27 protein-coding genes are annotated in these 25,346 nt (G+C 47.7%); 11 read left to right on the top strand and 16 right to left on the bottom strand.

Features of this window, described 5'->3' with window-relative positions; translation table 11 throughout:
- The 6 genes from DFP83_RS01745 to rpsB form a co-directional block, all read right to left on the bottom strand.
- Positions 1-864: a phosphatidate cytidylyltransferase gene (locus DFP83_RS01745; protein ID WP_110572553.1), complete on the bottom strand. Its 864-nt coding sequence runs from the start codon at positions 862-864 to the stop codon at positions 1-3.
- A gap of 4 nt (positions 865-868) precedes the next feature.
- Positions 869-1,642 carry a polyprenyl diphosphate synthase gene (uppS, locus tag DFP83_RS01740; protein WP_110572551.1) on the bottom strand — a complete coding sequence of 258 codons (774 nt, stop codon included), beginning with the start codon at positions 1,640-1,642 and terminating at the stop codon, positions 869-871.
- 66 nt (positions 1,643-1,708) lie between these two features.
- A complete protein-coding gene (frr, locus tag DFP83_RS01735; protein ID WP_420843779.1) occupies positions 1,709-2,230 on the bottom strand; it encodes a ribosome recycling factor in 522 nt (173 codons plus the stop codon).
- A gap of 58 nt (positions 2,231-2,288) precedes the next feature.
- Positions 2,289-3,023 (bottom strand): UMP kinase, encoded by a 735-nt coding sequence (gene pyrH / locus DFP83_RS01730; protein ID WP_110572547.1) that lies wholly within the window; start codon positions 3,021-3,023, stop codon positions 2,289-2,291.
- 102 nt (positions 3,024-3,125) lie between these two features.
- Positions 3,126-4,004 carry a translation elongation factor Ts gene (gene tsf / locus DFP83_RS01725; protein WP_110572545.1) on the bottom strand — a complete coding sequence of 293 codons (879 nt, stop codon included), beginning with the start codon at positions 4,002-4,004 and terminating at the stop codon, positions 3,126-3,128.
- Between the two features lie 14 nt (positions 4,005-4,018).
- Positions 4,019-4,747: a 30S ribosomal protein S2 gene (rpsB, locus tag DFP83_RS01720; RefSeq protein WP_110572543.1), complete on the bottom strand. Its 729-nt coding sequence runs from the start codon at positions 4,745-4,747 to the stop codon at positions 4,019-4,021.
- A gap of 234 nt (positions 4,748-4,981) precedes the next feature.
- Here rpsB and map point away from each other — a divergent pair, with 234 nt between their 5' ends.
- Genes map through dapD form a run of 3 tightly spaced genes read left to right on the top strand, consistent with a single transcriptional unit; the run spans position 4,982 to position 9,283 of the window.
- Positions 4,982-5,815, top strand: coding sequence for a type I methionyl aminopeptidase (map, locus tag DFP83_RS01715; protein WP_275540947.1), 834 nt, complete (start codon positions 4,982-4,984; stop codon positions 5,813-5,815).
- A 5-nt stretch (positions 5,816-5,820) separates the two neighbouring features.
- Positions 5,821-8,442, top strand: coding sequence for a [protein-PII] uridylyltransferase (glnD, locus tag DFP83_RS01710; protein ID WP_110572539.1), 2,622 nt, complete (start codon positions 5,821-5,823; stop codon positions 8,440-8,442).
- A gap of 10 nt (positions 8,443-8,452) precedes the next feature.
- Positions 8,453-9,283 (top strand): 2,3,4,5-tetrahydropyridine-2,6-dicarboxylate N-succinyltransferase, encoded by an 831-nt coding sequence (dapD, locus tag DFP83_RS01705; protein ID WP_110572872.1) that lies wholly within the window; start codon positions 8,453-8,455, stop codon positions 9,281-9,283.
- Positions 9,284-9,308: 25 nt separating this feature from the next.
- On the opposite strand, the gene truC is transcribed toward dapD, so the two are convergent.
- Positions 9,309-10,028: a tRNA pseudouridine(65) synthase TruC gene (gene truC, locus DFP83_RS01700; protein WP_110572537.1), complete on the bottom strand. Its 720-nt coding sequence runs from the start codon at positions 10,026-10,028 to the stop codon at positions 9,309-9,311.
- The gene (locus tag DFP83_RS01695; RefSeq protein ID WP_110572535.1) at positions 10,021-10,365 is read right to left on the bottom strand and encodes a YqcC family protein; all 345 of its coding nucleotides are present in this window, start codon (positions 10,363-10,365) and stop codon (positions 10,021-10,023) included. The genes truC and DFP83_RS01695 overlap by 8 nt, the downstream gene beginning before the upstream one ends.
- A gap of 93 nt (positions 10,366-10,458) precedes the next feature.
- Here DFP83_RS01695 and DFP83_RS01690 point away from each other — a divergent pair, with 93 nt between their 5' ends.
- Both DFP83_RS01690 and DFP83_RS01685 read left to right on the top strand, forming a co-directional pair.
- Positions 10,459-11,481 carry a DUF3549 family protein gene (locus DFP83_RS01690; RefSeq protein ID WP_110572533.1) on the top strand — a complete coding sequence of 341 codons (1,023 nt, stop codon included), beginning with the start codon at positions 10,459-10,461 and terminating at the stop codon, positions 11,479-11,481.
- A complete protein-coding gene (locus tag DFP83_RS01685; protein ID WP_110572531.1) occupies positions 11,478-11,789 on the top strand; it encodes a DUF3301 domain-containing protein in 312 nt (103 codons plus the stop codon). Before DFP83_RS01690 ends, DFP83_RS01685 begins: the two co-directional genes overlap by 4 nt.
- Here DFP83_RS01685 and DFP83_RS01680 read toward each other — a convergent pair.
- From DFP83_RS01680 to DFP83_RS01670, 3 genes are all read right to left on the bottom strand, one after another.
- Complete coding sequence (locus DFP83_RS01680) at positions 11,786-12,421, bottom strand: GNAT family N-acetyltransferase (protein WP_110572529.1); 636 nt, start codon at positions 12,419-12,421, stop codon at positions 11,786-11,788. The two genes, DFP83_RS01685 and DFP83_RS01680, sit on opposite strands and share 4 nt — an antisense overlap.
- 45 nt (positions 12,422-12,466) lie before the next feature.
- The gene (locus tag DFP83_RS01675) at positions 12,467-12,847 is read right to left on the bottom strand and encodes a DUF3192 domain-containing protein (RefSeq protein WP_241971558.1); all 381 of its coding nucleotides are present in this window, start codon (positions 12,845-12,847) and stop codon (positions 12,467-12,469) included.
- 139 nt (positions 12,848-12,986) lie between these two features.
- Positions 12,987-13,556, bottom strand: a complete 570-nt coding sequence (locus DFP83_RS01670; protein WP_110572527.1) for a SecY-interacting protein Syd — start codon at positions 13,554-13,556, stop codon at positions 12,987-12,989.
- Positions 13,557-13,622: 66 nt separating this feature from the next.
- On the opposite strand from DFP83_RS01670, the gene queF reads away from it, so the two are divergent.
- Positions 13,623-14,453 carry an NADPH-dependent 7-cyano-7-deazaguanine reductase QueF gene (gene queF / locus DFP83_RS01665; RefSeq protein ID WP_110572525.1) on the top strand — a complete coding sequence of 277 codons (831 nt, stop codon included), beginning with the start codon at positions 13,623-13,625 and terminating at the stop codon, positions 14,451-14,453.
- Between the two features lie 2 nt (positions 14,454-14,455).
- Here the strand turns inward: queF and DFP83_RS01660 are convergent, their stop codons facing one another.
- Positions 14,456-16,249, bottom strand: coding sequence for a M61 family metallopeptidase (locus DFP83_RS01660; RefSeq protein WP_110572523.1), 1,794 nt, complete (start codon positions 16,247-16,249; stop codon positions 14,456-14,458).
- A 227-nt stretch (positions 16,250-16,476) separates the two neighbouring features.
- Here DFP83_RS01660 and DFP83_RS01655 point away from each other — a divergent pair, with 227 nt between their 5' ends.
- The 5 genes from DFP83_RS01655 (at position 16,477) to DFP83_RS01635 (ending at position 22,280) form a co-directional block, all read left to right on the top strand.
- Positions 16,477-18,033 carry a GGDEF domain-containing protein gene (locus DFP83_RS01655; RefSeq protein ID WP_110572521.1) on the top strand — a complete coding sequence of 519 codons (1,557 nt, stop codon included), beginning with the start codon at positions 16,477-16,479 and terminating at the stop codon, positions 18,031-18,033.
- 30 nt (positions 18,034-18,063) lie between these two features.
- A complete protein-coding gene (gene ppnN, locus DFP83_RS01650; protein WP_110572519.1) occupies positions 18,064-19,419 on the top strand; it encodes a nucleotide 5'-monophosphate nucleosidase PpnN in 1,356 nt (451 codons plus the stop codon).
- Between the two features lie 4 nt (positions 19,420-19,423).
- Complete coding sequence (locus DFP83_RS01645) at positions 19,424-19,798, top strand: DUF3192 domain-containing protein (protein WP_110572517.1); 375 nt, start codon at positions 19,424-19,426, stop codon at positions 19,796-19,798.
- The gene (locus DFP83_RS01640; protein ID WP_110572515.1) at positions 19,795-21,180 is read left to right on the top strand and encodes a hypothetical protein; all 1,386 of its coding nucleotides are present in this window, start codon (positions 19,795-19,797) and stop codon (positions 21,178-21,180) included. The genes DFP83_RS01645 and DFP83_RS01640 overlap by 4 nt, the downstream gene beginning before the upstream one ends.
- A 95-nt stretch (positions 21,181-21,275) precedes the next feature.
- Complete coding sequence (locus DFP83_RS01635; RefSeq protein WP_420843775.1) at positions 21,276-22,280, top strand: isocitrate dehydrogenase; 1,005 nt, start codon at positions 21,276-21,278, stop codon at positions 22,278-22,280.
- A 93-nt stretch (positions 22,281-22,373) separates the two neighbouring features.
- Here DFP83_RS01635 and rlmM read toward each other — a convergent pair whose 3' ends face one another.
- Genes rlmM through DFP83_RS01615 form a run of 4 tightly spaced genes read right to left on the bottom strand, consistent with a single transcriptional unit; the run spans position 22,374 to position 25,346 of the window.
- On the bottom strand, positions 22,374-23,450 hold the full coding sequence (gene rlmM, locus DFP83_RS01630) for a 23S rRNA (cytidine(2498)-2'-O)-methyltransferase RlmM (protein WP_110572511.1): 1,077 nt from the start codon (positions 23,448-23,450) through the stop codon (positions 22,374-22,376).
- Positions 23,447-23,818, bottom strand: a complete 372-nt coding sequence (locus tag DFP83_RS01625; protein ID WP_181416348.1) for a DUF423 domain-containing protein — start codon at positions 23,816-23,818, stop codon at positions 23,447-23,449. The genes rlmM and DFP83_RS01625 overlap by 4 nt, the downstream gene beginning before the upstream one ends.
- On the bottom strand, positions 23,815-24,441 hold the full coding sequence (locus DFP83_RS01620; protein ID WP_110572509.1) for an alpha/beta family hydrolase: 627 nt from the start codon (positions 24,439-24,441) through the stop codon (positions 23,815-23,817). The genes DFP83_RS01625 and DFP83_RS01620 overlap by 4 nt, the downstream gene beginning before the upstream one ends.
- Positions 24,438-25,346 carry a transcriptional regulator GcvA gene (locus DFP83_RS01615; protein WP_110572507.1) on the bottom strand — a complete coding sequence of 303 codons (909 nt, stop codon included), beginning with the start codon at positions 25,344-25,346 and terminating at the stop codon, positions 24,438-24,440. Before DFP83_RS01615 ends, DFP83_RS01620 begins: the two co-directional genes overlap by 4 nt.

Below are 25,346 nucleotides of genomic sequence, written 5' to 3'. Positions count from 1 at the left end.
CTAACGTAAAAACTCCAAGTACGCGAGCGTAAATACAGGCACAGCGGCCGTTAGACTGTCGATACGATCTAAGATGCCACCATGACCCGGTAAAATAGAGCCGCTGTCCTTAACACCTGCGCTGCGTTTAAACATACTCTCGTTTAAATCACCAAATACAGACGCCACGACCGTAAATAGCCCCGTTAGATAATAACCGGTAAATTGATCTGCGGGAATTTGCGTCCAATGCGACACCACCATCATCACGATGAACGCCAAGGTAACACCGCCACATAAACCTTCCATTGTCTTACCTGGGCTCACTGATGGCATCATCTTATTGCGGCCATAACGAACGCCGGCAAAGTAAGCGCCCACGTCTGCCGCCCAAACTAATAATAAGATAAACAGGACGACCCAGCCGCCAAAGTATGGTTGAACGTCTATATTAATTGAGCGTACCGTAACCAGCGCTGCCCACGTGGGGATAAAAATCAACATACCGAACAAGCCAACTATCGAGCGTGTTCTTGACCACATGCGGCGACTCGATGGATAGTTCACCACCAGAGCGAGCGCACACACCCACCAAACGCCACCCGCCGCAATAGTCGTGTAAATGACGTCATTCAGGGTGCCGGCTTGCCACAAATGATCGAAAGGTACTGCTAAGCTCAGCGCACCTATAATCACACCAATTGTTGCGGTATAAGCGATACGTGAACGGATCTTAGTCAAACCCATTAATGGCGCCCATTCCCAGGCTCCGAGCATCAGTACCGCTTGAATGAATAAGGAAAAGCCCCACAGCGGCAATAAAAACACCGCATACAGCGCGACAGGTATTAGTATAACGGCTGTTAAAATTCGTTGTTTAAGCAAAAATTCAGTCCTCTACACGCGCGTTCATCGTTTCAACGAGCTGCTCGATTTGTTCACTGGTCAGGCCATAACGGCGCTCACGTCGCGCGAATTCAGCAATGGCATTGGCAAATGCCTGATCGTCAAAGTCGGGCCATAATATCGGGGTGAAATAAAATTCTGCATACGCTATTTGCCATAGCAAAAAATTACTGACCCTTTGCTCCCCACCTGTGCGAATCAGCAGGTCAGGCTTGGGTTGATTCGCTAAACATAAATAACGCTCGAATGTACTCTCATCAATTTGCGATGCGGTGAGTTCGCCACTCGCAACAGCATCAGCCAGTTTCCTCGATGCTTGTACAATATCCCATTGTCCACCGTAGTTTGCGGCAACATTTAAGGTCATGCCTTGGCATGCTTCAGTCATGGCCTCTGCTTTATCGATGTGTTTACGTAAACGGTTCGAAAACTGTGATTTATCGCCAATAATTTGAAGCTTAATATCATTTTGTTTGAGTTTGTCAGCTTCTTTTTTTAGTACATTGACGAATAATTCCATCAATAATGAAACTTCTGTCGCGGGCCGATTCCAATTCTCACTGCTAAACGCAAACAAAGTGAGTGACTCGACCCCATTACGGCGGGCAAAACTCACCGTATTTCTTACCGCTTCGGCGCCCTTTTTATGTCCAAAGGTTCGACGTTTACCCTGTTGTTTTGCCCAACGCCCATTACCGTCCATGATAATAGCGACATGCTTGGGCACGACTTGTTGTATTGTTGGAGATTGCTTCATGCTGTCCGCCAATAATTAAAACGCCGCATAGATACTACACGGCGTCATTTAGAGCACGAAATGAAATTAAACTTCCATTAAGTCCTGTTCTTTTGCTTTTAACGACTCATCGATCTTTTTAACGTATGTGTCGGTTAGCTTTTGGACATCGTCCTCTGCCGAGTGTTCCTCGTCCTCGGTGATTTCTTTCTCTTTCAACAGTTCTTTTAAATCATTGTTGGCATCACGACGGATGTTGCGCACTGCAACACGCGCTTGCTCCGCTTCTGCACGCACGATTTTAACCAAGTCACGACGACGTTCCTCGGTCAGCGGCGGCAATGGGATACGGATAACCGCACCTGCAGATGCAGGGTTCAAACCCAAATCAGAGGTAAGAATTGCCTTTTCTACGGCTTGTGTTGATGACTTATCAAACAGCGTCAATGCCAACGTACGTGAATCTTCCGTCGTAATGTTAGCGAGCTGTTTAAGTGGCGTATCGACGCCATAGTAGTTCACCATGACACTATCAAGAATGCTCGGGTGCGCGCGCCCTGTGCGCACTTTAGACATTTGACTGCGAAGCGACTCTACGCTTTTTTCCATACGCTCTTTTGCGTCTTTAATAATATCGTTAATCACTGTTTTACCCTTTCTATTTCGATTATTCAGCGTCTTTGCTAATTAGTGTACCTTCTTCTTCGCCTAGAATCACGGATCTCAGTGCACCGGGCTTATTCATGTTGAAAACACGAATCGGTAACTCATGATCGCGAGCCAATGTAAAGGCGGCTAAATCCATCACTTTTAGCTGTTGCTGAAGCACATCTTGATAATTAATATGGCGATACAACGTTGCGTCTGGATTACTGACCGGATCGTCAGAATACACACCGTCCACTTTGGTACCTTTTAATACCACGTCAGCCTCGATCTCAATACCACGTAAACACGCGGCAGAGTCAGTAGTAAAGAATGGATTGCCCGTACCCGCTGAGAAAATAACAACACGGCCGGATTTTAGCAGGCTGATCGCTTCAGCCCAATTATAGCTGTCACAGACGCCTGTTAGCTCAATCGCAGACATCAAACGTGCATTGACAAAGGCACGGTGTAACGCATCGCGCATTGCCAAACCATTCATTACTGTTGCAAGCATTCCCATGTGGTCACCAACCACTCGGTTCATTCCAGCTTTCGCAAGTCCTTCGCCCCGGAATAAATTACCACCCCCGATGACTAATCCCACTTGGATCCCGAGTTCAACGAGCTCTTTGATCTCCTGAGCCATGCGATCCAGAACTTTAGCGTCGATACCAAAAGGCTCATCGCCCATTAGCGCTTCACCGCTGAGTTTTAAAAGAATACGTCGATATGCTGGTTTTGGGTGGGTACTCATGCTTGCCTCTCACTATCCATTTTTCAAAAAAAACCGCGTCCTGAACGCTCAAGACGCGGTTTCTATTACTCACATTGGGGTTGTGGACCCTGGCACAAAGAATTAACCTTTGCTTGCCGCCGCCACTTGAGCTTGTACTTCAGAAGCAAAATCTTCTTCTTTACGCTCAATACCTTCGCCCACTTCAAAGCGTACGAATGTGACTACATCAGCACCCGCTTGCTTGAGCAATTCGCCAACAGTCATTGATGGGTCTTTTACGAACGGCTGACCAGTCAAGCTGATTTCGCCGGTAAATTTACGCATACGACCTTCGACCATTTTCTCAGCGATTTCTTTAGGCTTGCCGCTTTGCATAGCGATATCAACCTGAATAGAACGTTCTTTCTCAACGACTTCAGCATCAACATCTTCTGGCTTAACGAACTGAGGATTGCTCGCCGCAACGTGCATACACAAGTCACGAGCTAAGTCTTCATCGCCGCCATTCAATGCAACAGCTACACCGATACGTGCGCCGTGGGTATAAGTAGCAACAGTGTTACCTTCTTCAATCGTCTGAACACGACGTACGTTCATGTTCTCGCCGATTTTAGCAATAAGGTCTTCACGTGTTTTATCAACAGTTTCGCCGCCGATGTCAGCTGATTTCAACTGTTCAACATCGTTTTCTTTGTTAGCGAAAGCCACGTTGATAACTTTCTCGCCAAATGCCAAGAAGCTGTCGTCACGTGCAACGAAATCAGTTTCGCAGTTAAGCTCAACTAATGTCGCTTGGTTACCTTCTGATTTAACTAAGATAACACCTTCAGCTGCAACACGACCTGCTTTCTTAGCCGCTTTTGCTTGACCGCTTTTACGCATTAGCTCGATCGCAGCTTCCATGTCGCCGCCAACTTCTTGCAATGCTTTTTTGCAGTCCATCATACCAGCGCCAGTGCGCTCGCGAAGTTCTTTTACCTGAGCAGCAGTAATTGCCATGGTTAGATCCTCAATTATTCGGTAGCTTCAACAAAATCGTCAGCGTCTTTTGCTTCTACTGGCGCTGATTTAGCTTCTTTGATCGCGTCAGCAGCAGCATTTAAATACAATTGTACTGCGCGGATTGCATCATCGTTACCTGGGATAACGTAGTCAACGCCATCTGGATCTGAGTTAGTATCAACAACAGAAACAACAGGGATACCCAAGTTGTTAGCTTCTTTAATAGCGATGTGCTCGTGATCAGCGTCGATTACGAACAATACGTCAGGCAAGCCACCCATGTTTTTGATACCGCCAAGGCCTTTTTCAAGCTTTTCCATTTCGCGGGTATTAACCAACGCTTCTTTCTTGGTTAGCTTGTCGAAAGTACCGTCTTGGCTCATGGTTTCAAGATCTTTCAAACGCTTGATTGATTGACGAACGGTTTTCCAGTTAGTCAACATACCACCTAACCAACGGTGGTTTACGAAGTACTGACCACAGTTCAATGCTGCTTCCTTTACAGGCTCAGCGGCTGCACGCTTAGTACCAACGAACAAGATTTTACCTTTGTTTGAAGCAACGTGCTGCATGTAGCTCAACGCGTCGTTGAACATAGGCACAGTTTTTTCAAGGTTGATGATGTGGATCTTGTTGCGAGCGCCAAAAATGAATGGTTTCATTTTTGGGTTCCAGAAACGAGTTTGGTGACCGAAGTGGACACCAGCTTTCAGCATGTCACGCATTGACACGTTTGCCATAATACTTTTCCTTTTGTAGGGGTTAAGCCTCCATATACCCCATAGCACGACCCGATTGGGCACCCCGTGATATGTGTCGATATATGTGTGGTTTAAATTTAAAGTGAATTTTGCTTTTAAAAAGCGCGCATTTTATACCATATCCCCAGCCATGCTGCAATTAAAAAGCAGTAAATTGGGTGCCGCTGATCCGCATCCGAGCATGGCTAAGCGCCGCGTAAATTGGTAGACTGCGTGAACGATGAAAAAAGTAGCAAATTTAAGAGACCGTATTTAATGAGTATATCGATAAAAACGCCGGAAGAAATCGAAAAAATGCGCGCTGCTGGACGTTTAGCTGCCAGCGTATTAGAAATGATTGGTGAACACGTCAAACCGGGTGTCACCACAGAAGAGCTCGATAAAATTTGTCACGACTATATCGTCGCGCACAACGCCTATCCAGCGCCACTGAATTATCACGGTTTCCCTAAATCGATTTGTACTTCGGTCAACCATTGTGTGTGTCACGGCATTCCAGGACCGAAGAAACTAAAAGAAGGTGACATCATGAACATTGATGTCACGGTGAAACTAGACGGCTATCACGGCGATACATCAAAAATGTTTATGGTGGGTAAACCATCCATTCTTGCTGACCGTCTGGTTCGCACGACACAAGAATCACTTTACCGCGCCATAAAAATGGTCAAACCCGGTATCCGGCTGGGCGATTTTGCAGAAGTCATCCAAAAATTTGCCGAACAGCACAACTACTCGATCGTGCGTGAATACTGTGGTCACGGTATCGGTGCAGTATTTCATGAAGAGCCACAAATACTTCATTATGGCAAAGCAGGTACGGGTGAAGTATTGGAGCCAGGCATGTGCTTTACCATAGAGCCGATGTTGAACGCTGGTAAACGCCATACCAAATTGATGAAAGATGGTTGGACGGTCCTCACCAAAGACCGCAGTCTTAGCGCGCAGTGGGAACACACCCTACTCGTTACTGAAGATGGCGTCGAGGTACTAACCTTACGTGAGGAAGAAACCGATTTGCCGCGTGTCATTCATCACAGCGACTAATCCACATGAACACTGAGCAAGCGGACTTTTACGCACACTGGCCTGCCTCAAATATGCCATTTGAGGCGGGCGCCTACCGCGATTTAATTGCGCATTATCATCGCTGGTCCGAAGGTCACTTTGTCACCGCCGATATTGACGAGCTCATTCACCACCGCGCACAGTTTTTTGACCAACTACTTGCTGAGCTCTGGCAGCGATTTGAATTTACCAATGAGCCGATGGCATTGATTGCCGTCGGCGGCTATGGACGCCATACCCTTCATCCTGGCTCCGACATTGATCTGCTTATTCTAGTGGATTGCGAGGACACTCTGGCTCGCTGCGCCGTATCAGAGTTCGTCACTTTCTTATGGGATTTACATCTCGATGTCGGGCATTCTGTGCGTACAGTCGCGCAATGTTTGAGTGCCGCTGCCGAGGATATTACGACCGCGACCAACTTAATTGAAAGTCGCCCTATCACCGGTGACGACGCGCTTATTCGTGAATACGAACAACAGTTGTTATCGGAGTTCCCGTGGTCGAGTCGTGACTTCTATCAAGCCAAACTCGACGAACAAAAACAACGTCATCAGCAGTATCACGGCACATCTTACAACCTTGAGCCCAACATTAAATCCAGTCCCGGTGGTCTGCGCGATATTCAAACCATTGGCTGGATTGCTAAACGTCATTTCCAAACCCATTCTGACGAGAGCTTAGTCGAATTTGGGTACATGACAGCCGATGAGTTTGTTGAGCTACGCGAGTGCATGAACTGGTTATGGCGTATTCGGTTTGCCCTACACCTTGAGGTGGGCAAGCGCGAAGATCGCTTACTATTTGATTTTCAGCCCGGTGTTGCAGTACGTCTTGGCTACGGCAATGAAGGAAAACATTCCGTTGAGCTGATGATGAAGGATTACTTTAAAGTCGTATTGCGCGTGAGTGAATTGAATCAAATGTTGCTGCAATTTTTTCAGCAGGCGATTTTGAGCCCTCAAGATCTGCATCATACCGTTGATATCGACGAGCATTTTGCTATCAATCAACAGTTACTCAGCGCCCGCCACGATGAAGTATTCAACGATCACAGTCAGTTAATTCGAGCGTTTGTTATCATTGCTGAGCACCCTGAAATAGAGGGTATTCATTCGCATACCATTCGTCAGTTACGCAACGCGCGTGCTCAGCTTAACGAGCCGCTAAGCTATGATGCTGATTGTCGCTTTTGGTTTAAACGCCTCATTGAACACCCAGCAGGTTGTGGACGTGCTTTCACGTTAATGCACCACCACGGGGTTATTGCCAGCTATCTGCCACAATGGCAACAGATAGTTGGGCAAATGCAATTTGACTTATTTCATGCGTACACTGTTGATGAGCATACCTTTCGTTTAGTACGCAATTTATATCGCTTTTCTGATCCCGAGTTTGCGGGTCAGTTTCCGCTCTGCGAAGAACGCGTTGCGCAAATGACTCGTCGGCACTGCTTATATTTAGCTGGGATTTTCCACGATATCGCGAAGGGTCGTGGCGGCGACCATTCCGAACTGGGCGCGATGGACGCCAGCAACTTTTGCTTGCAACATCGCTACAGCCAAGATGACAGCGATCTGATTAGCTGGCTCGTCGAACATCACTTGACCATGTCAGTGACAGCACAGAAACGCGACATCCATGATCCTGAGGTAGTACAAGAGTTCGCCAATATCGTTGATACGGTCGAGCGGCTGGACTTTTTATATTGTCTTACCGTCGCCGATATTCGTGCCACCAATCACTCATTATGGAACAACTGGAAAGCCACCCTGTTAGAAGAGTTGTATAACGCTACACGTTATTTATTAGAACAAAACAGTAGTAAACCTACACTCGACGTTCGTGATAAAATCCAGCAGAATAAAGCGAATGCAATGGCCTTATTGCTGAGTGGTGGTTACGAAAAACAAGCCATTTTGGCGTTGTGGGGACGCTTTACGGCTGACTACTTTTTCCGGCATACCGCTGAGCAAATTAGTTGGCACTCCCAACACATATTGCAGCTCAGGGATGATGAACTTCCACTGATTTTGATTGGTGATGAAAACAATTACGGAACAACCGAATTATTTGTTTATCACCATGACGAAGGGCATTTGTTTGCGGCCGTGGCCGGCGTACTTGATAGCCAGCAGCTCAATATTTTGGATGCACAGATATTGGCGACACGCGATGGCTTTGTGATGGATACGTTTGTATTGCTACAGCGCAATGGCAAGCCACTCACCGAAGCACGTCGGATTGAGGAAGTTAAACAACACCTCCTTGATGTTTTGCATAAGCGACGAACTGTGCCAAAAAACAATCGGCCATTGTCACGTCGGTTAAAGAATTTTAGTGTCAAAACACAAGTTAACTTCTTGCCTGTGAAGCATCGAGGACGCACCACGTTTGAACTTGTTGCGCTCGATAGACCGGGTCTTGTGGCTCGACTTGCGGCGATTTTACAGCGCCTTGATGTAAGCCTATTGGCGGCGAAAATTACCACCATAGGTGAGCAAGCAGAAGACTTATTTATTGTCTCGTCAAACCGAGGAGAAGCTCTTTCGGACGAGCAAAAATTGGCGCTTAAACAACAGATTATTAATGATTTAGATGGATAACGAGGCAACCATGTCGTTTGAAAAGTACAAAAAGTTAATTAACGATGCATTTGAGCAGCGCGATCAAATTTCACCGCGCACCGATGACGACGAGCTACGCGAAGTCGTACGTTACATCATTGATGAAATTGACCGAGGTGAACTGCGCGTCGCAGAGAAGATATCCGGTGAGTGGGTTGTTCATCAGTGGCTCAAAAAGGCAGTATTGCTGTCATTTCGTTTAAACGATAACGACCTGATTGAAGGCGGCGAAACTCGCTTTTGGGACAAAGTACCCGCAAAATTTGCCGATTACGACAGTGCTCGATTCCGCGCAGAAGGCATGCGCGTTGTTCCCCCTGCGATGGTTCGTAAAGGCGCTTTCATCGGACGCAACGTGGTTGTCATGCCGAGTTACGTAAACATCGGTGCCTACGTAGGTGACGGCAGCATGGTTGATACCTGGGCGACGGTAGGATCATGTGCTCAAATTGGTAAAAACGTACATTTGTCAGGTGGTGTCGGTATCGGCGGTGTGCTTGAACCTCTTCAAGCGAACCCGACGATTATCGAGGATAACTGCTTTATCGGTGCGCGCTCTGAGATCGTTGAAGGCGTTATTGTCGAAGAAGGCGCGGTTATTTCGATGGGTGTTTACATTGGTCAAAGCACGCGTATCTATGACCGCGAAAACGATAAGATCCTATACGGTCGCGTACCTGCAGGTGCCGTTGTTGTGCCTGGTGCATTGCCTTCTGCGGACGGCTCTCATAGCCTATATGCAGCGATTATTGTTAAACGTGTTGACGCCAAAACACGTGCTAAAGTCGGTATCAACGCACTATTACGTAGTGCTGAATAACTTGCCTTAAAACAGCAAACGCCCGTTACGCTTGGAACGGGCGTTTGAGTATCTCAGGTACGTCAATCGCTAAGTTTAACGTCTCACCCGTCACGGGGTGCGTAAACTCAATCTCGGTGGCAGCCAACATTAATCGATGGCAATCAAAGTGGTCACGGAAGAAGCGATTATGACGCCCCTCCCCATGCCGTGTGTCGCCTATAATTGGATGTCGAATATGCGACATATGCCGACGCAACTGATGTTTTCGTCCTGTTTTAGGCATCAGCTTCACTAACGAGTAACGACTGGTGTCATGTTTTTTACTGACTTTGAAAGGCAGCTCTACCCGCGCCTTGCATTGGTACTCAGTAACCGCTTCCTGCGCTGGTTTGTCGGCTTGTGCTTGCTTATCCGCTATCTTATCGTGTTCTTCCTTTAACGCGTAATCGATGATGCCAGCATCATCCACATAACCCCGTACGACTGCGTGATATACCTTTTTTATCTCGCGTTCAGCAAATTGCTCATTAAGTGCTCTTGCCACTTCCGACGACAGCGCGAAAACCAGCAGCCCAGAGGTCGGACGGTCTAAACGATGGACGGGAAACACACGCTGGCCAATCTGGTCGCGCAGTATCTGCATCGCGAACTGCTGTGCATCTGAGGCTATCCAACTACGGTGCACCAATAAGCCACTGGGCTTATCAATCACTACGAGATACTCGTCTTGATAGACGATCGTTAAAACGGGGGGCTCAGACATCGTCTTGAAGCGGATCGGTTCCGCTTAACAGGACATCAAACTCGCGGACTAATTCGATGAGTTGCTCATGTTGTTCAATCGCATTGCGATAAGAATGCGCCGCCATTGGACTGACTGCTATTGAGTCGGGTAGCGGCTGTTTTGCATCGATCAATGACCACATTCGCGGTATCATGATGAATTGAAGCCATTGGTGAAATTCCAAGGTGTCCATAGCGAACGGTTGCTGGCTATCGAGCGCCTCAACGGGCGGCTGATCAGATTGCCAGAGACCCAAACTATTAAGCTCTCGCTCGATGCGATCGAGTAGTCGGGCCGCTTTTTGATACTGCTCCATCGGAGACTCCATTACCACTTTAGGTTTGATAACCGATATAATGGCGACAATACTGATTGAAATTTGAATGAAATTCAAGCACGGAGAAGTTTAGTGACTGATAAGATAGCAACAATTGGTGATTTTTTAGCAGCAGGCGATACCGAGTATCAGGTATTTGACCTTGGTCGTCGGCTTAGCGAAATTCCGCTGGATACCTTTGCAGCTATTGAACACCAGCAACAGCCGCATCCGTATCCACTTGCGCGTCATGCACACCTCGCCATCTTGTTCCGTCATAAAAAGCAGCCCCAACACGACTACCTTTGGTTTCTGAAATTTCCACTTGATGAGCGCGGTTTGCTTAATGTCGCTGCGCGCGATCAATACTTGGAGTATGTCGTATCAGCACTCGGTCAACAAATAACCGATGCTCTCACCGAGGAACAGGAAGAGCAACTTAAGCATAACCCTTATTTATTTACCCCAAGCGAAACACAACGAGCGGCACTGCATGCGCATATTTCATCGCAACGCCAAGCGGCTCCGAGCCAGTATTTTGATACGACGGCTGAGTACTTGATGGGTAAACATGATGACTGGCAGCACATTGGCGTTCAAGGTTTGCATGACTGTGCGGCACGTCTGATGAATTTACCGCAACTTGCCGAAGCAATCGCTAAAGGTTACACCGATTATGCCCCCACAGTGCAACGTTACTTGTGCGAAGCACTCGAGCAGCACCTCATCCCGGCCAAACTACGTGATTTCTTTATCGAGCAACTGAGCCACTCCGATACCACACAGGCCTTGTACGCACTGCGCGCGCTGGCGAGCGTAAGCGACGACAAACGATTACAGAAGCGACTATTCGAGCAACTTGAACAGCCGCTAGACGCCAACACCCTGACAGTTATTGGTGCAAGGCTGTGGCCAGCATTGCAGAATGACGCGGTGCTTGGGCGTTATTTGCAACGCATTGCGGCGCTCGAGCAAGCATGGTTTCAAGCCTTATTTGAGGATGCCGTGTCATTGCCCGAGTTGCGCCCGTTGGTATTAAGAAAGATAGCGCAAGATGAATTATCAGCAGACGTTAAACAACAGTTGTTACAGCTTAAGGCGCAGCAGGCTTCATGATCACACTTTTTGATGCTCTCTTATTTCTCATGCTGTTGTGTGTTGCTTGGCTATTTTGGCAACACCGCCGACAGACTGAGCACGCTTACCAACACGCCATGTGGTACTGCAAACAGCAAGGTTTGCAGATGTTAGACCTAGAAAAGGTCAACACACGCTGGTCATTCAAGGGGCGCCAGCCCGGCTGGCGTAGCACATTTGTCATGGGCTTTAGCAGCGACGGTACATCACGTTATGAGGGCACATTGACTCTACATAACAGTCAGCTGATCGCCGTCGATCTGCCACCGTTTCGTGAACCGCATTAATCAACACTCAGGGTCAACAGTGCGCCGGGTACGTCATGGACGTCAAGTGCGTGCTGTTGCGAAAACCCACACCGGTTAAAAAATGCCTGCTGTTGCTGGTCAGATGTAAATACTGCTAACTGCTTGACCGCACCGCGCTCGACCGCTTCCTGCACCGCCGCCTGGCAAAGCAATCGCCCTATTCCCTGGTGTTGGTACTGCTCTGCTACACCAATAAAAGAGAGCAAATAGCACGGCTGCTCTTTTAATAGTGATTTTATTTGGCGTTCTTTCTCGAGTACGTAACGCGTGCTTACCCAGCCCGCTGTCAGTAGCATCGAAATGTACCAGTTCCAACGGCTTGCAGGACCAAATTGCTGTTCGACTTTAGACAGACAGACGACGCCCAATAGCGCGTCGTCGTGCATTGCCGCGATAATCGGCTGGTCGTTGTCCCATTGGGCGATCAACTCTTCCCTTATTGCAGCTCTTAGACGCTTTGCATAATCGGCTTTTTCTACTTGGAAAATCCGCTGCATCAGCGCATCATTTTGGTAGGTTTGAAACAATAAGGACGCTACGCTATTGAGCTGGCAAACATCCAGTTCAACAAGCTCAACGTCCTGTGTCGATACGGCAACTTCGGTTGGCATAGCAGCTCTCCCGTTAAACAGTGTGCTAACACCAACCTACTCCGATTACATCACCTTGTCGAGTGCCACTTGACCGGTTCCCGCAAGCTCACCATTCACAAATACAATCGGAGTACACTCATCTTTAGTGGTCAAGCCGTCGGCATGAAGACGTTGTGTGCGGTAGAAAAGCACCTGATAGTCATCGCCGTTCTCACTCCAACGCTCGTTAAAATCGGGAGTCCCCATGCGCGTACGCACGTCGTCTAAACGTGCATTCATCGTTAGATTGCTAATCATCTGGCGATTGTCACGCTCAACTTGTTGATGATCGTACTGAGCTTCACCTTCGCTCCAGCCACGTTCGCTAACCACGATACAACCGCTTAACGAAATTGCCATTAAACCTGCTAGCCCAGTCATTGCAAGCTTGTTCAGTTTCATCATTATTCTCCGCATTTTTTAGTTATCGTAATGTGTGCTCGTCTCGGCACTCAGCTTACTTTCAGCAAAAACCAAGCCAACTACATAAATTATTGATTTTATTGAAATTTATTAAATTTGACATCACCAAGCAAACCGTAAGTTAGTCATTTTCGCCATTATATGGTTGGCAATGCGACAAAAAGGTAGCGAGATCGACGGCTAAGGTTTGGTGTTGTGGCTTTCCTAACCACTCAAGCGCGACCTCACCTGTGGCGTTATCTACCGACACCAAACAATCGTCATGTTCATGTAGCAAACCGATAAACACCGTAATCGGCTGTTTCAACTTGCGTTTCATCAAGATATGACCGGTTAAGTTTTGCAGTAGTCGTTCTGCATCCTCTGGGCATTGCGGCATCAACAGTTCAAATTGGATCGGCTGCGCTGTCTCTTCAGTGGCATAGCTTAAGCTCAGGTCACCACTAAACCAATGGCCAAATAGCTGTTGGATACTGTCATGAAAATGCAACGCTAATGCCGATTCGAGCGCGCTAAAGTCTTGTGGTTCATCACGCAACACAGGTTTCCAGATGACCTGCTCCTCACCGATGCGTTGCTGGTATATCTCGGCATCCCAATCGTCCACCCACTCGGTTTGGGGTTCTGGGTTAGCTTGCATATAGCGCTCTAACAAAGCGCTAATGGCGTGCTCGGTCGATACTTCGTTCATCTGGTGCATTTCCTTTTAACAGCGTAAAATAGGTGTAATTCATTTAGTTTATCATGGAGCGAATAAATGCAAACAAGCGACCCGCTCGCACACCTAAATTTGGGTAAAGCAACCGACTACCCAACCACTTATGATCCGAGCCAGTTACAGCCTGTTGCTCGCGAGCTTAATCGCACACCCATTGGTGTTACCGAGGACCTGCCCTTTACTGGTCACGATGACTGGACGGGTTATGAAGTGTCTTGGTTAAACAGCAAAGGATTACCGCAAGTGGCGATTGCAGAGTTTTCTGTACCCTGTGATAGCCCTCATTTAATTGAGTCAAAGTCGTTCAAGCTTTATTTAAATAGTTTTAACGAAAGTCGATTTGATGATTGGCAAACTGTGGCGGATGTCATGCAACATGATTTATCAGCCTGTGCAGGCGCAGATGTGATGGTCAGCCTGAGCTCGTTAGATGAATATACCAACCTTCCGATTGGCGACTTGCCAGGAACTTGTATTGATAATCAAGACATCGAGATAGACACCTATGACTACCAACCTGCCCTGCTCAAAGTCGAGCCGCAAGTAGTTGAGTCGTTAACGGTGCATAGTCATCTGCTTAAATCAAACTGTTTGATAACCAATCAGCCTGATTGGAGCTCTGTATATATTCACGGGACAGGTCCGCAACTTGATCACGCGAGCTTGCTGCGTTACCTCGTCAGCTTCCGCCGTCATAACGAGTTTCATGAACAGTGTGTTGAGCGCATTTTTATGGATTTGCAACGTTTAGGCTTTTCGAAGCTCACCGTTTATGCACGATATACACGTCGTGGCGGCTTAGATATAAACCCGTTCCGTTCTAACTTTGAAACGGCGCCACCCAGTGGGCAGCGCCTGGCTCGACAGTAGTCCTAGCTCGCATTCGGGTGAGGAATTTGTAGCCACTGTAAAAAACGTGCCTTCTGTTTAGCAGAAGGGTTTTCTACTGGCACAATTTTCGCGCCCGTATGCTGTTCTTCACCTAATACCAGCTCTGCGGTATGCAGTTGGTCACGGCGGAAGAAAGTGACCTCGACGGTGTCGCCGACTGCTCGTTCTTGCAGCGCTTCTTCGAAACGTCCGCCGGCTGCGCGTTTACCATCATACGCAACAACCACATCGCCCGGGGTGAAACCAGCGTCCCAAGCAGGCGAACCACGTTCAACCTGTATCAGTTCGATACCTTCATCAGCGGCTTTGCCGCGCCAGCCCGCCCATGGCTTTTGCTCATCAGCAGAAGCAAACGTCAGCTCCATACCCACGGTGTTTAATAACTCGTCAAAAGGTATGTTAGCGGCGGGTGAGTTGATGTTCTCATCCCACCATTGTTGCCATGACTGACCGGTGAGCTCATCTAAAATAGCGACAACATCGGCACTATTAAAGCCTTCTTCGTCGGCATCAAAGCGTTGATAAAGCGCATTATGCACGTCACGATAGCTAACCTCGCCATCGGTTTGTTCAATTAGCGCTAGGTCGAGCAACCAAGAAACCATGGCGCCTTCGGAGTAAATATTGACCGAGAAGTTGTGTGCGCGGTCACCGTATTGGTCGCTCCACGCTTCAAACGATGCTTCTGCAACCGACATGATTTCCCGACCCGGCTTACCGTAATAACGCTCAACGCCAGACGCAACGCGTTCGAAGTACTCATCGGTAGTCATAATATCGGCTTGCATCAACAAATGGTTCTGGAAGTAACTTGTTGAACCCTCCGCGAGCCAAAATAGGTCCGTATAGTTCTCTTTTTGGTAATCATACGGCACCAACGCTTCTGGACGATACGCTTTAACGTTCCAAGTATGAACCAGCTCATGCGATGCAGTTGATAAAAAGCTTAAGTAATCATCGCGGCTCGCATAGCTGTAGCGCGGTCGCTGGATAATCGTTGAGTTACGATGCTCCGTTGCCCCCCCGGCGCCTGAGGTTGCGTGGATCATAAAGACGTAACGCTCGTAAGGATGACCTTGCCAAATGTTTTGCGACTGTTGCACAAGCTTTTCTAGGTCTTCGACGGTCTGTTCAGCGTCGTAATTGCCCTCGCCCCAGAATACCACTTCGTATTCCCGATCCTCGACACTGAACTTATAAAGATCATTGATACCGGTTTCGATAGGCGAGTCGACAAGGATATCCCAGTTATCCGCAACAAATTCGTGCTCACCCTTTTTTTCCATACCCGAAACGCTGCGCCAGTCATCTTTAACATCAAGACTCACGGTAACAGGCTCATGACGGTACTCGTCGGCATACATAAATACCGCCGAAGCATCTAAATAGGCATGCGAATCATCAATATGACGGCTACGGCGACCCAGTTGATTCGCGTAAATTTGATAATTGACTTTAATGTCGTCGCCCTGCGCTGATTCAGGCAAGTGTATACGCCATGTACTTTTATCGACCTTTTCCCAATTCAGCGTATCGCCGTCTTCCGACGTTGCGGAAAAGTCACGTACGCCGTTAGCGAGGTTGAGAATACGATAATAGCCTGTGCGCCAAGCCGGCATTTTGACATCAATGTAGCTGCTTCCCACATCAGGAAAGACGATATCAACCTGACCGGTGTGGTGAGTCGGTTCAGTTAGATTAATGTGGTAATCAACATCGGCCCATGCAGGCGCTGCTGCACATACAGCAAGTGCGAGTAAAGATTTCTTAAACACGTTAACTCCTTGTGATGAGTTCACTCGTTCTAGTTGTTATGAGTAATTAAGCCAGTTAAGGGTAGCATGATGCGCAGAATAGCGGGAGTCCGTGCGACTAGAGGCGGCTTTTTGCCGTTAAACGTGAAAAACTTAAATAAATTTTTAAACGCTTTCATCAAACATTTAAAATCCTATGGTATACAATGGGCGTATGAAGAAAAAAGAGTAGAGTGCGAGAGAGAATTTTGAACCAATCGAATTCGGCAGAAGAAAAACTAGCGATGTTAGAAAAGCGACTCACCCAATCTATTCAGTCGCGTAAGCAGCTCGAAGACGAATACCAACATGATTGGATCCACTTCTCAAACATGCTCACCCAACTGTCTTATGCCTGTGGTGGTTTAGATCATAATCTCGATAACTCGCTAACTAAGCTCCGCGGCCTGTTGCAACGCAACAGCGGCATGGAGCAATTGAAGCCAGTAATGGCCGAATCCGAAGCGCATATTCAATCGTTGGTTCACCGTGTTCAGCTTAATTTAAAAGCCTCCCATGAAGCGACTACCGAGACCATTGACTGGTTAAAGAAACAAACAAGTGTAGACAAAAAAGCTCGACTTGAATTGCAGAAAATCATCGACTCGACTCAGTCGCAGCACGTGTCTATCATGCATTACATGCCGCTGATGATGAGTTTACTCAATTACTGTCAGCGTGTTGGAAGCCAAATTATTGAGCAACCATCCCTAAGTTATGCTGAACAACAAAAAGCGGTACTCAAGCTTATTTCTCAACTTGAATTTACCGGCACTACAGAGCAGCAACTAGTGCTACTGGCTAAACAGCTCAAAGGAAACCTTCCGACTGAGCAACTGCTTAATGTACTGGTGAGTTTACTCGAAACCATTATTGACGGTATCAACCTAGAGCGTCAATCTGCACAAAACTTCTTGTTAGAGATTTCACAAACGCTCGGTACAGTGCAAGGAACTTTAAGCCAAAGTGTGCATGAACGTAGTCATTACGATGAGGATAACTCGGCGCTCAACCACCAACTTAAATTAAATGTTGATGAACTGAACGCCTCGGTTCAGAGTGCACAGCATTTAGAGACCTTGAAGCAAGATGTTGCAGGCCACCTCGCTCGCCTAAATAAAACGCTGAGAGAGAAGCTGGCTCTCGAAACAAAAGAAAAGCAACAGCATGAGCGCACCACAGCCAAACTAACCAGTAAGTTAACGCACTTTGAGCAACAGGTGCATCACTACAAGCAGAAATTGGCAGAGCAAAAATTCAAAAGCCTTCAGGACAGCCTAACTAAACTACCCAATCGGGCAGCACTAGAAGAGCGCATGAGTATCGAAGAACAACGTTTCAAGCGCACCCGAGAACCGCTGTCTATTGCCGTATTAGATATCGATTTATTTAAACGCATTAATGATAATTTTGGGCATAGTGCGGGCGATAAGACGTTACAAGTGATTGCAAGTATGTTAAGAAAGGCAGTCAATGAAGCCGATTTTGTGTGTCGGTACGGCGGTGAAGAGTTTGTCATACTTTTCCCCAACACACCGATTACCGACGCTCAAGCACGTTTAGAAAAAGCGTGTGACCGTATCCGTAATATCCCTTTCAAATTTCGATCAGAAGATATTAGGATTACCGTATCGGTTGGTATTGCTGAATTACAGCAAGTCAACCAATCGCTCACCTCACTATTTGATGCAGCCGACAAGGCACTGTACGAGGCTAAGAGAACAGGCAGAAATAAGATTGTGCTTGCAGGCGCAGCGTCGAATTGAGGAAATTTGTTTAGGAGTAAGAAATAAGTAATGAAAGCAAGTATTTCACCTCAGGGAAGTATGTCCCTGTTATCACAACTAGAAATTGAACGATTAAAAGCATCATCAAACAGTCAACTCTATAAGCTCTTTCGTAACTGCTGTTTAGCGGTTTTGAACGCGGGTAGTCATACCGATAGTTCTGCAGATATTTACGACAGCTATAAAGACTTTGAAGTGAATATCATTCGTCGTGAACGCGGAATCAAACTTGAGCTCATCGAGCCACCAGAGGAAGCATTTGTTGACGGCGAAGTGATCGTGGGTATCCGCGAGTTACTCGAGTCTGTGCTTCGTGATATTTTGTTTACCGGTGAACGGTATTCAGAGACAGATCTCGAGCACGCAGATAGTGCGACTCTGACGCACGTGGTCTTTGATATCTTACGCAACGCACGCACGTTACGTCCTCAAGAAGAGCCGAACATGGTGGTTTGTTGGGGCGGTCACTCAATTAACGAAACCGAGTACAAGTACACCAAAGAGGTGGGTTACCACATTGGTTTACGTGGCTTAAATATTTGTACTGGGTGTGGTCCAGGAGCCATGAAAGGTCCAATGAAAGGCGCCACAATTGGTCATGCTAAACAGCGTGTAGAAGGCGGTCGTTATTTGGGTTTAACTGAGCCAGGTATTATTGCTGCCGAGCCCCCTAACCCTATCGTCAATGAGCTTGTCATTTTGCCTGATATCGAAAAGCGCTTAGAGGCTTTTGTCCGTTGTGCTCATGGTATCGTGATTTTCCCAGGCGGTGCTGGTACGGCTGAAGAGCTGTTGTATTTATTGGGTATACTGATGCACCCAGACAACCAACGTCAAAGCTTACCGGTTATTCTCACGGGTCCAGAGTCGTCAAAAGATTACTTTGAAGCGCTTGATGAGTTTATCGGTGCCACCCTTGGCGACCAAGCACGTCAACTTTATAAAATTATTATTGGTGACCCAGCAGCTGTCGCGCAACACATGCATGCAGGCATGGCTGCGGTGAAACAATACCGCCGTGATTCCGGCGATGCGTATTACTTTAATTGGACTCTGAAAATCAACGAAGAGTTTCAACGTCCATTTAGTCCTACGCATGAGAATGTCGCTGCATTGAATTTGCATCCTGAGCAACCGAAAGAGCGGTTAGCCGCAGATTTACGTCGGGCATTCTCTGCTATCGTGGCAGGTAACGTGAAGGATGAAGGCATCCGCCAAATTCGTAAGAATGGCGTATTCAGTATTCATGGTGAGCAAAGCTTGATGAAGCGTCTCGACGAATTGCTGCGGGCATTCGTAGAGCAAGGACGCATGAAGCTTCCTGGCTCGGTTTACCATCCCTGTTATAAAGTGATAACGGACTAACTTTATGCGCAAGCTGGCTTTAGTTTTTGTCGTAGGTATTGTCGGCTATATCGCCATACTCGGCTTGGTAAAGGTGTTTTACCAAGCCGATCCGGCTGATATGAAGTGGCAAGAACGCGAAACATACAATGCGATGCAAATCGGCCAGCTCGAATTGGGAATGTCCAAAGATCAGGTGATCCGTATGCTCGGTTCACCTGATATTAATGAAGCCAAAAAAACCGATCAGGGTGATTTACATGTGCTTTTTTATCGCACGCATCACGTCACGTCTGACGGCATTACCACCAAGGACGAGTGTACGGCGCTTTTATTTGCTAATAATAAATTAACGGCCTGGGGGTCTGGCGCTTACGATAGCTACAAAGGAACGCAATGAATCGCCTGGATGAATTCCTTTCTGTATTTCGCCCAACACTTAATCACCCCACTGCTGTTGATCTATATGCACACTGCAAACGGCTCGAGTATGAGCTCAGCGAGTACCGATGGCCGGATTATTTTATTCCGTGGTCACTGACTCATCGCGTGCAGAAAATGACCTACAGTCTGGCTTTGCAAAGTGCGATCAATGTGTTTTTACTGACATATAAGCTGGGGCTAGCGACGTCATTTCGTCGCTTACTGATGACAAGCGCAATGATCCGCGCGCTACCTACACCGCTAAAAAATGCTAATAAGTTAAAATCACCACTGTTACAGGTTTGCTTAAGCGATACCGTGTCGGTGCATCACTATGCCTATTATCTTGTTGATTGGTCTTTAAAACTCGCTCGTTATCAACTCGGTTTGGATGGCAAAGGCTCATTAAGCAATCTGCTTACTGGCAAGTCGCACCCTTATTATTGGCCACTTGCCGAGGCACTCCCGCCCCATAAGCCCGATCGGATGGCAGGTGATGCGCTTCAACGCGCGATTGAGCAAAAACAGCCGCAACCACTTTATAAGCGCGATGCGTTAAAGCCGCCTAAAACGCTGCTCAAAGCAATTAAACGCTATGCCAATAGCAGTGGTGCATTGGGCCCTATTATCCATGCCATCGAGCAACAGCCTGCACTGAATGAGGCGCTGCTTGCTGCGGCAAGTGAGCATACGCGCACTGCGCCGTTTAAGTCTGCCAAACATGCTTATTTATATCTGGGAGCGCAGCGCGCTTCACATATACTGGCGTCGGCGAGTTTACAACAACATATCGACAGCCATCGAGTCCCTTTGCATGAGTCACTGATGCAGCGTTTATCACTGCTGGTCGAGTTATGGTTCCAACTCAAACAGCAGACAAACGTTGTGTGGCCACTGCGCGAGAAGTTGGTGGCACAAATTATTGCTATCGACTTGATCCACCATCCCGTGTTGGCAAATGCAATCGAATGGCCTCAGCCACAACATGATACACCACTGAGTGCATTTGGTTTGCTTGGAGTCACCCCTGAACCCGCACAGCAAAAGCACAGCGCTACGCTGATACAGCGCTGGGGGCTATCCGAACACGTTAATCAATTAGTGAGCTTCCACACCGAAATTACCAACAAACAGCAGGCAGTTTTTCTGCTTGGCTGCATTTTGCTACAACGACTGTTTGGTAAAGGCGTTCATCTGCCCAAGCGTTGGTCGGGGCTGCAATCAAAATTAATGCAGCAACTGGGACTTTCACCCGAGCAAAGCAGTCGCATTGAGATAAACGCTATTACGCAGTGCCGAAGCTATTGCCCTCTCGGTGTCAACATCAGTGTAGTGAATGATTATAATCAGTCAGGCTAATATTATCGAAGCTAGTCCATCTGCAGTTGTAGTGCTAGACTTTCGTCATCCGTAAAACCCTAATTTAATGCAGTAGCTAGGCATAAGGAAAGATTATGAGTAGAAAAATCACAGTGATCCCAGGCGATGGTATCGGTCCTGATATCGTTAAGTCGGCGCTTGCCATTCTTGAAAAAGCAGGCTGTGAGTTCGAGTATGAGTTTGTCGATGCAGGCTTAACAGCGCTTGAGAAAACCGGTGAGCTATTGCCACAAGCTACATTGGACGCAATTGCTAACAATGGCGTGACGCTAAAAGGCCCACTTACAACCCCTGTGGGCGAAGGTTTTACGTCGATTAACGTGAGCTTACGTAAACGGTTCGGTCTGTATGCTAACTTGCGTCCAGTCAAATCATTTAAAGGCACACAAGCCCGTTATGACAACATCGATATCATCACGGTACGTGAGAATACCGAGGGCATGTATTCGGGATTAGGGCAAAAAGTCAGTGAAGATGGCTCAGAGGCCGAAGCGATGAGTAAAATTACGCGCGCAGGTGCAGAGCGTATCGTGCGATTTGCCTATGACCTTGCGCGTCGAGAAGGCCGCAAAAAGGTGACCGCGGTACATAAAGCAAATATTCTTAAGTCAACTTCTGGGCTTTTCCTAAAAGTTGCACGTGAAATCGCCGAAGAATATCCTGATATCGAATCGGCAGAGATGATTGTTGATGCGGCATGCATGCGCCTAGTCATGAACCCAGAAGACTTCGACGTGTTGGTCACCACCAATTTATTTGGCGATATCCTATCAGACCTCTGTGCCGGCTTGGTCGGCGGCCTTGGCATGGCGCCAGGCGCTAACATCGGCAAAGATTGTGCAATCTTTGAAGCGGTTCACGGCTCTGCACCGGATATCGCAGGTAAAAACTTGGCCAATCCAAGTTCAGTCATCTTAGCCGCGATACAAATGCTTGAGTATTTGGAAATGCCAGAGCCTGCCGAGCGAATCACGCGTGCTTTGGCTGATGTCATCGAATCAGGCGACCGCACCACCCGTGACCTTGGCGGCAGCCACGGTACCACTGACTTTACCGATGCGGTTATCGAACGTTTATAATCGATGAATGTGGGTTTACGATATTATTGAGAATAGTGAGCGTCGCGCAAAATGCGCGACCTACTGATAAAAATATCGATTTTTCAACTTTGGTTAAAGCCAACGTAAGTGTACTGTGACTTCTTCTCTGTCATGATACAAATGCTTGGCTTGGATTTCGAAACTACGTTCGCCCTGCTCTTGCAACTGCTCCGTGATTTGATCGAGATACTGCTTCACTGAAGCGTAGCGTTGGCGCATTGGTAACTTTAAGTTAAAAATCGCTTCTTTACAGTATTCCTCAAGCAACCACGCAGTCATCAACTCACCCACACGCGCAGGTTTCTCAACCATATCGCATACCAGCCAGGTTACGTTACGACGCTTCGGGCGGTATTTGAAACCATCCTCACGGATGTGATCAACCTGACCGGTCTCCATCAAGCTATCAGCCATTGGACCATTATCAACGGCTTGTACCATCATGCCTCGACGCACGAGCTGATAGGTCCAGCCACCCGGCGCCGCGCCTAAATCAACAGCACGCATACCAGCTTGGATGCGTTGTTCACGTTCGTCTTCCGGAATAAACACATGAAAGGCTTCGTCTAGCTTCAATGTCGAACGACTCGGTCCATTAGACGGCATACGTAATCGTAAAATACCCTCTTCAAACGGGCTTTGGTTAAAGCTGTAGGAGTACCCTAATAACGCATACGCCTTGTTGACAAAGAACACGTGTAAAAACGGGCGCTTGGCGAGTGGCTTTTTGCTCAGTAAGTCGGCGGCGCGCAGCCCCTGACGCAAAGGGACAGCAAACTTACGGCAGAACTTAGCGATAGCATTGGCTTCGTTGCTATCTGGCGTTTCGACACGCAGCGCGCCAGCTAGACCAAACCACTCCTTATGGGGTTCGAGCGCCTCTTTAACCACGCTCACACGGTCTTCGATACCAGCCAGTTGAGCACTCGTCAGCAAGACAAAAAAGGTACGGGTAAAAATGAGCTCTTTCAACGGTAACTTTTTGGCTAAATGATCGGCTTCTTCAGCTTGGCAGTGATAAACCACATACGCTTGATCCGCCTGGGTTTGGCAGTATCCATACACACCCAATGCCGCCGCTTTTTCTTGGATCTCTGCCGCACAATCCCCTTCAAAGCCTGCGCGACACAGCAATACCAATCCATTCATGCTTTAACTGCTCCAACTAATAAGCAAATCCAACCCAAAATAAATAATAAGCCACCTAACGGCGTTATCGGTCCAAACCATTTCACACTGGTCAATGCCAGTGCATATAGGCTACCCGAGAATAATACCACACCTAGCGCCCAGAAGATGCCCGCAGCTGCAACCCATGGCGATGGCGCAAACCGCAGCCACAGACCCGCCAATAATAACGCGAGTGTATGATAAAACTGGTAGGTTACGCCGGTCTGAAACACCGCCAATAATTGCTCACTCAGACGACTCTTTAATCCATGTGCAGCGAATGCACCGAGCGCAACAGCGATAGCCCCATATACGGCTGCAATAATTATCAGTAACTGACTCATCATGTTAAAAATTCCTCAGTAAGTCGGCTTGCTTGGTGCCACAAGCTATCACGTAAATGACGCTTCGCAGCGGTCGGTTCAAAACCATGGTCGGCCCCCTCAAGCCACTCAAGTTGCCAGTGCCGCGGTAACATTAATTGAGTACCACGAATCTGTTTGGCAAATGGATCCCGCGTACCCTCTATGATCAGTCCCGGAATCTGTGTATCCGTCAGTTCCATTAATCTTGACTGTTCTGGCTTGGCAGGCGGATTAAATGGAAAGCCTAACGCGATTTGTCCGTGTGCCGCAAAGGTATCGGCCAGTCGCAACATCACGCGACTGCCAAGCGATTTACCTGCCAACCACAGCGGCTTGCCGTCATTCTGTAACGCTGACAACCAATCTTCCATATGCGCAACAAGCCGTTCCATTCTATCCGGCGGACGCGGCTTGCCTGTTTCCCGCACCTTCTGCCAATAAGGAAAGTCGGGGCGCACCACTTCAAAACCCAAGGCGTGCCACTGCGCAGTAAAAAAACGCATAAAAGGCGTATCCGGCCCGCCGCCTGAGCCATGGAAAAACACGATACGTTGAGTATGTTGTTCACCGTCGACTTGGTAATGGATTCCGTTTAATTGTTTCATTCTGACTCTAAATCGAATGCGCGCTCTTCTTCATGAACGAGCTGCATAATCCAGTTACGAAAAGTTGCGATCTTACCGATTTCCGACTGATTGTCACGACAGACAAGATAGAATGCCTTATTTCGTCGCAATGCCTGAGGAAAGATACGAATCAGGTGACCACTATCAATTTCGGGCTTCGCCAACACATGATTAGCTAGCGCAATACCTTGACCGTGCACCGCCGCTTGTAAAGCAAGGCTCGAGTGACTAAAAACAGGACCACCATCCTTTATCGGTTTCTTTTCGCCCACCATCTCAAACCAGTCGTTCCATGCGTTCCGTGTCTCGTCATGTAGCAGCGTATGTTGTAGTAAATCAGCCGGCGTTTTTAGCTTCATGCGTTCCGCCAAAATGGGGGAGCACACCGGCCACAGGTATTCTTTGTGCAAGCGGTAACTTTTCACTCCTGGCCAACGCCCATCACCGTAGTAGATCGCGACATCCACATCATCCGTCAGTGAGCCGGTAATCTCATCGACCGCTTTAATACGAATGTCCATATCCGGATGTGCCTCGCGAAAACTACTCAAGCGAGGTACAAACCAAAGAATTGCGAAGCTCGGTGGTACAGAAACGGTTAACGCTCCCTTTTCCGACACCAATCTGAGTTTATCGGTTGCTTGAATGAGCTGCGCAAAAATATCGCGTAATTGAAGATAGTACGCCTGCCCTTCTTCAGTGAGTAACAGTGTCCGGTTACGGCGAATAAACAGCTTGATTTGCAAGAATTCTTCGAGTGCTTTGACTTGGTGACTCACCGCAGCTTGTGTGACAAATAATTCCTCAGCGGCCTTAGTAAAGCTCAGATGACGTGCGGCAGCTTCAAACGATTTAAGCGCATTCAGCGGCGGCAACTTACGCAT

This window comes from Idiomarina fontislapidosi (assembly GCF_003226255.1).
Classification (GTDB): Bacteria; Pseudomonadota; Gammaproteobacteria; order Enterobacterales; family Alteromonadaceae; genus Idiomarina; species Idiomarina fontislapidosi.
Note: the sequence above shows the minus strand (reverse complement) of the source record. Positions and strands in the feature narration are given on the sequence as shown.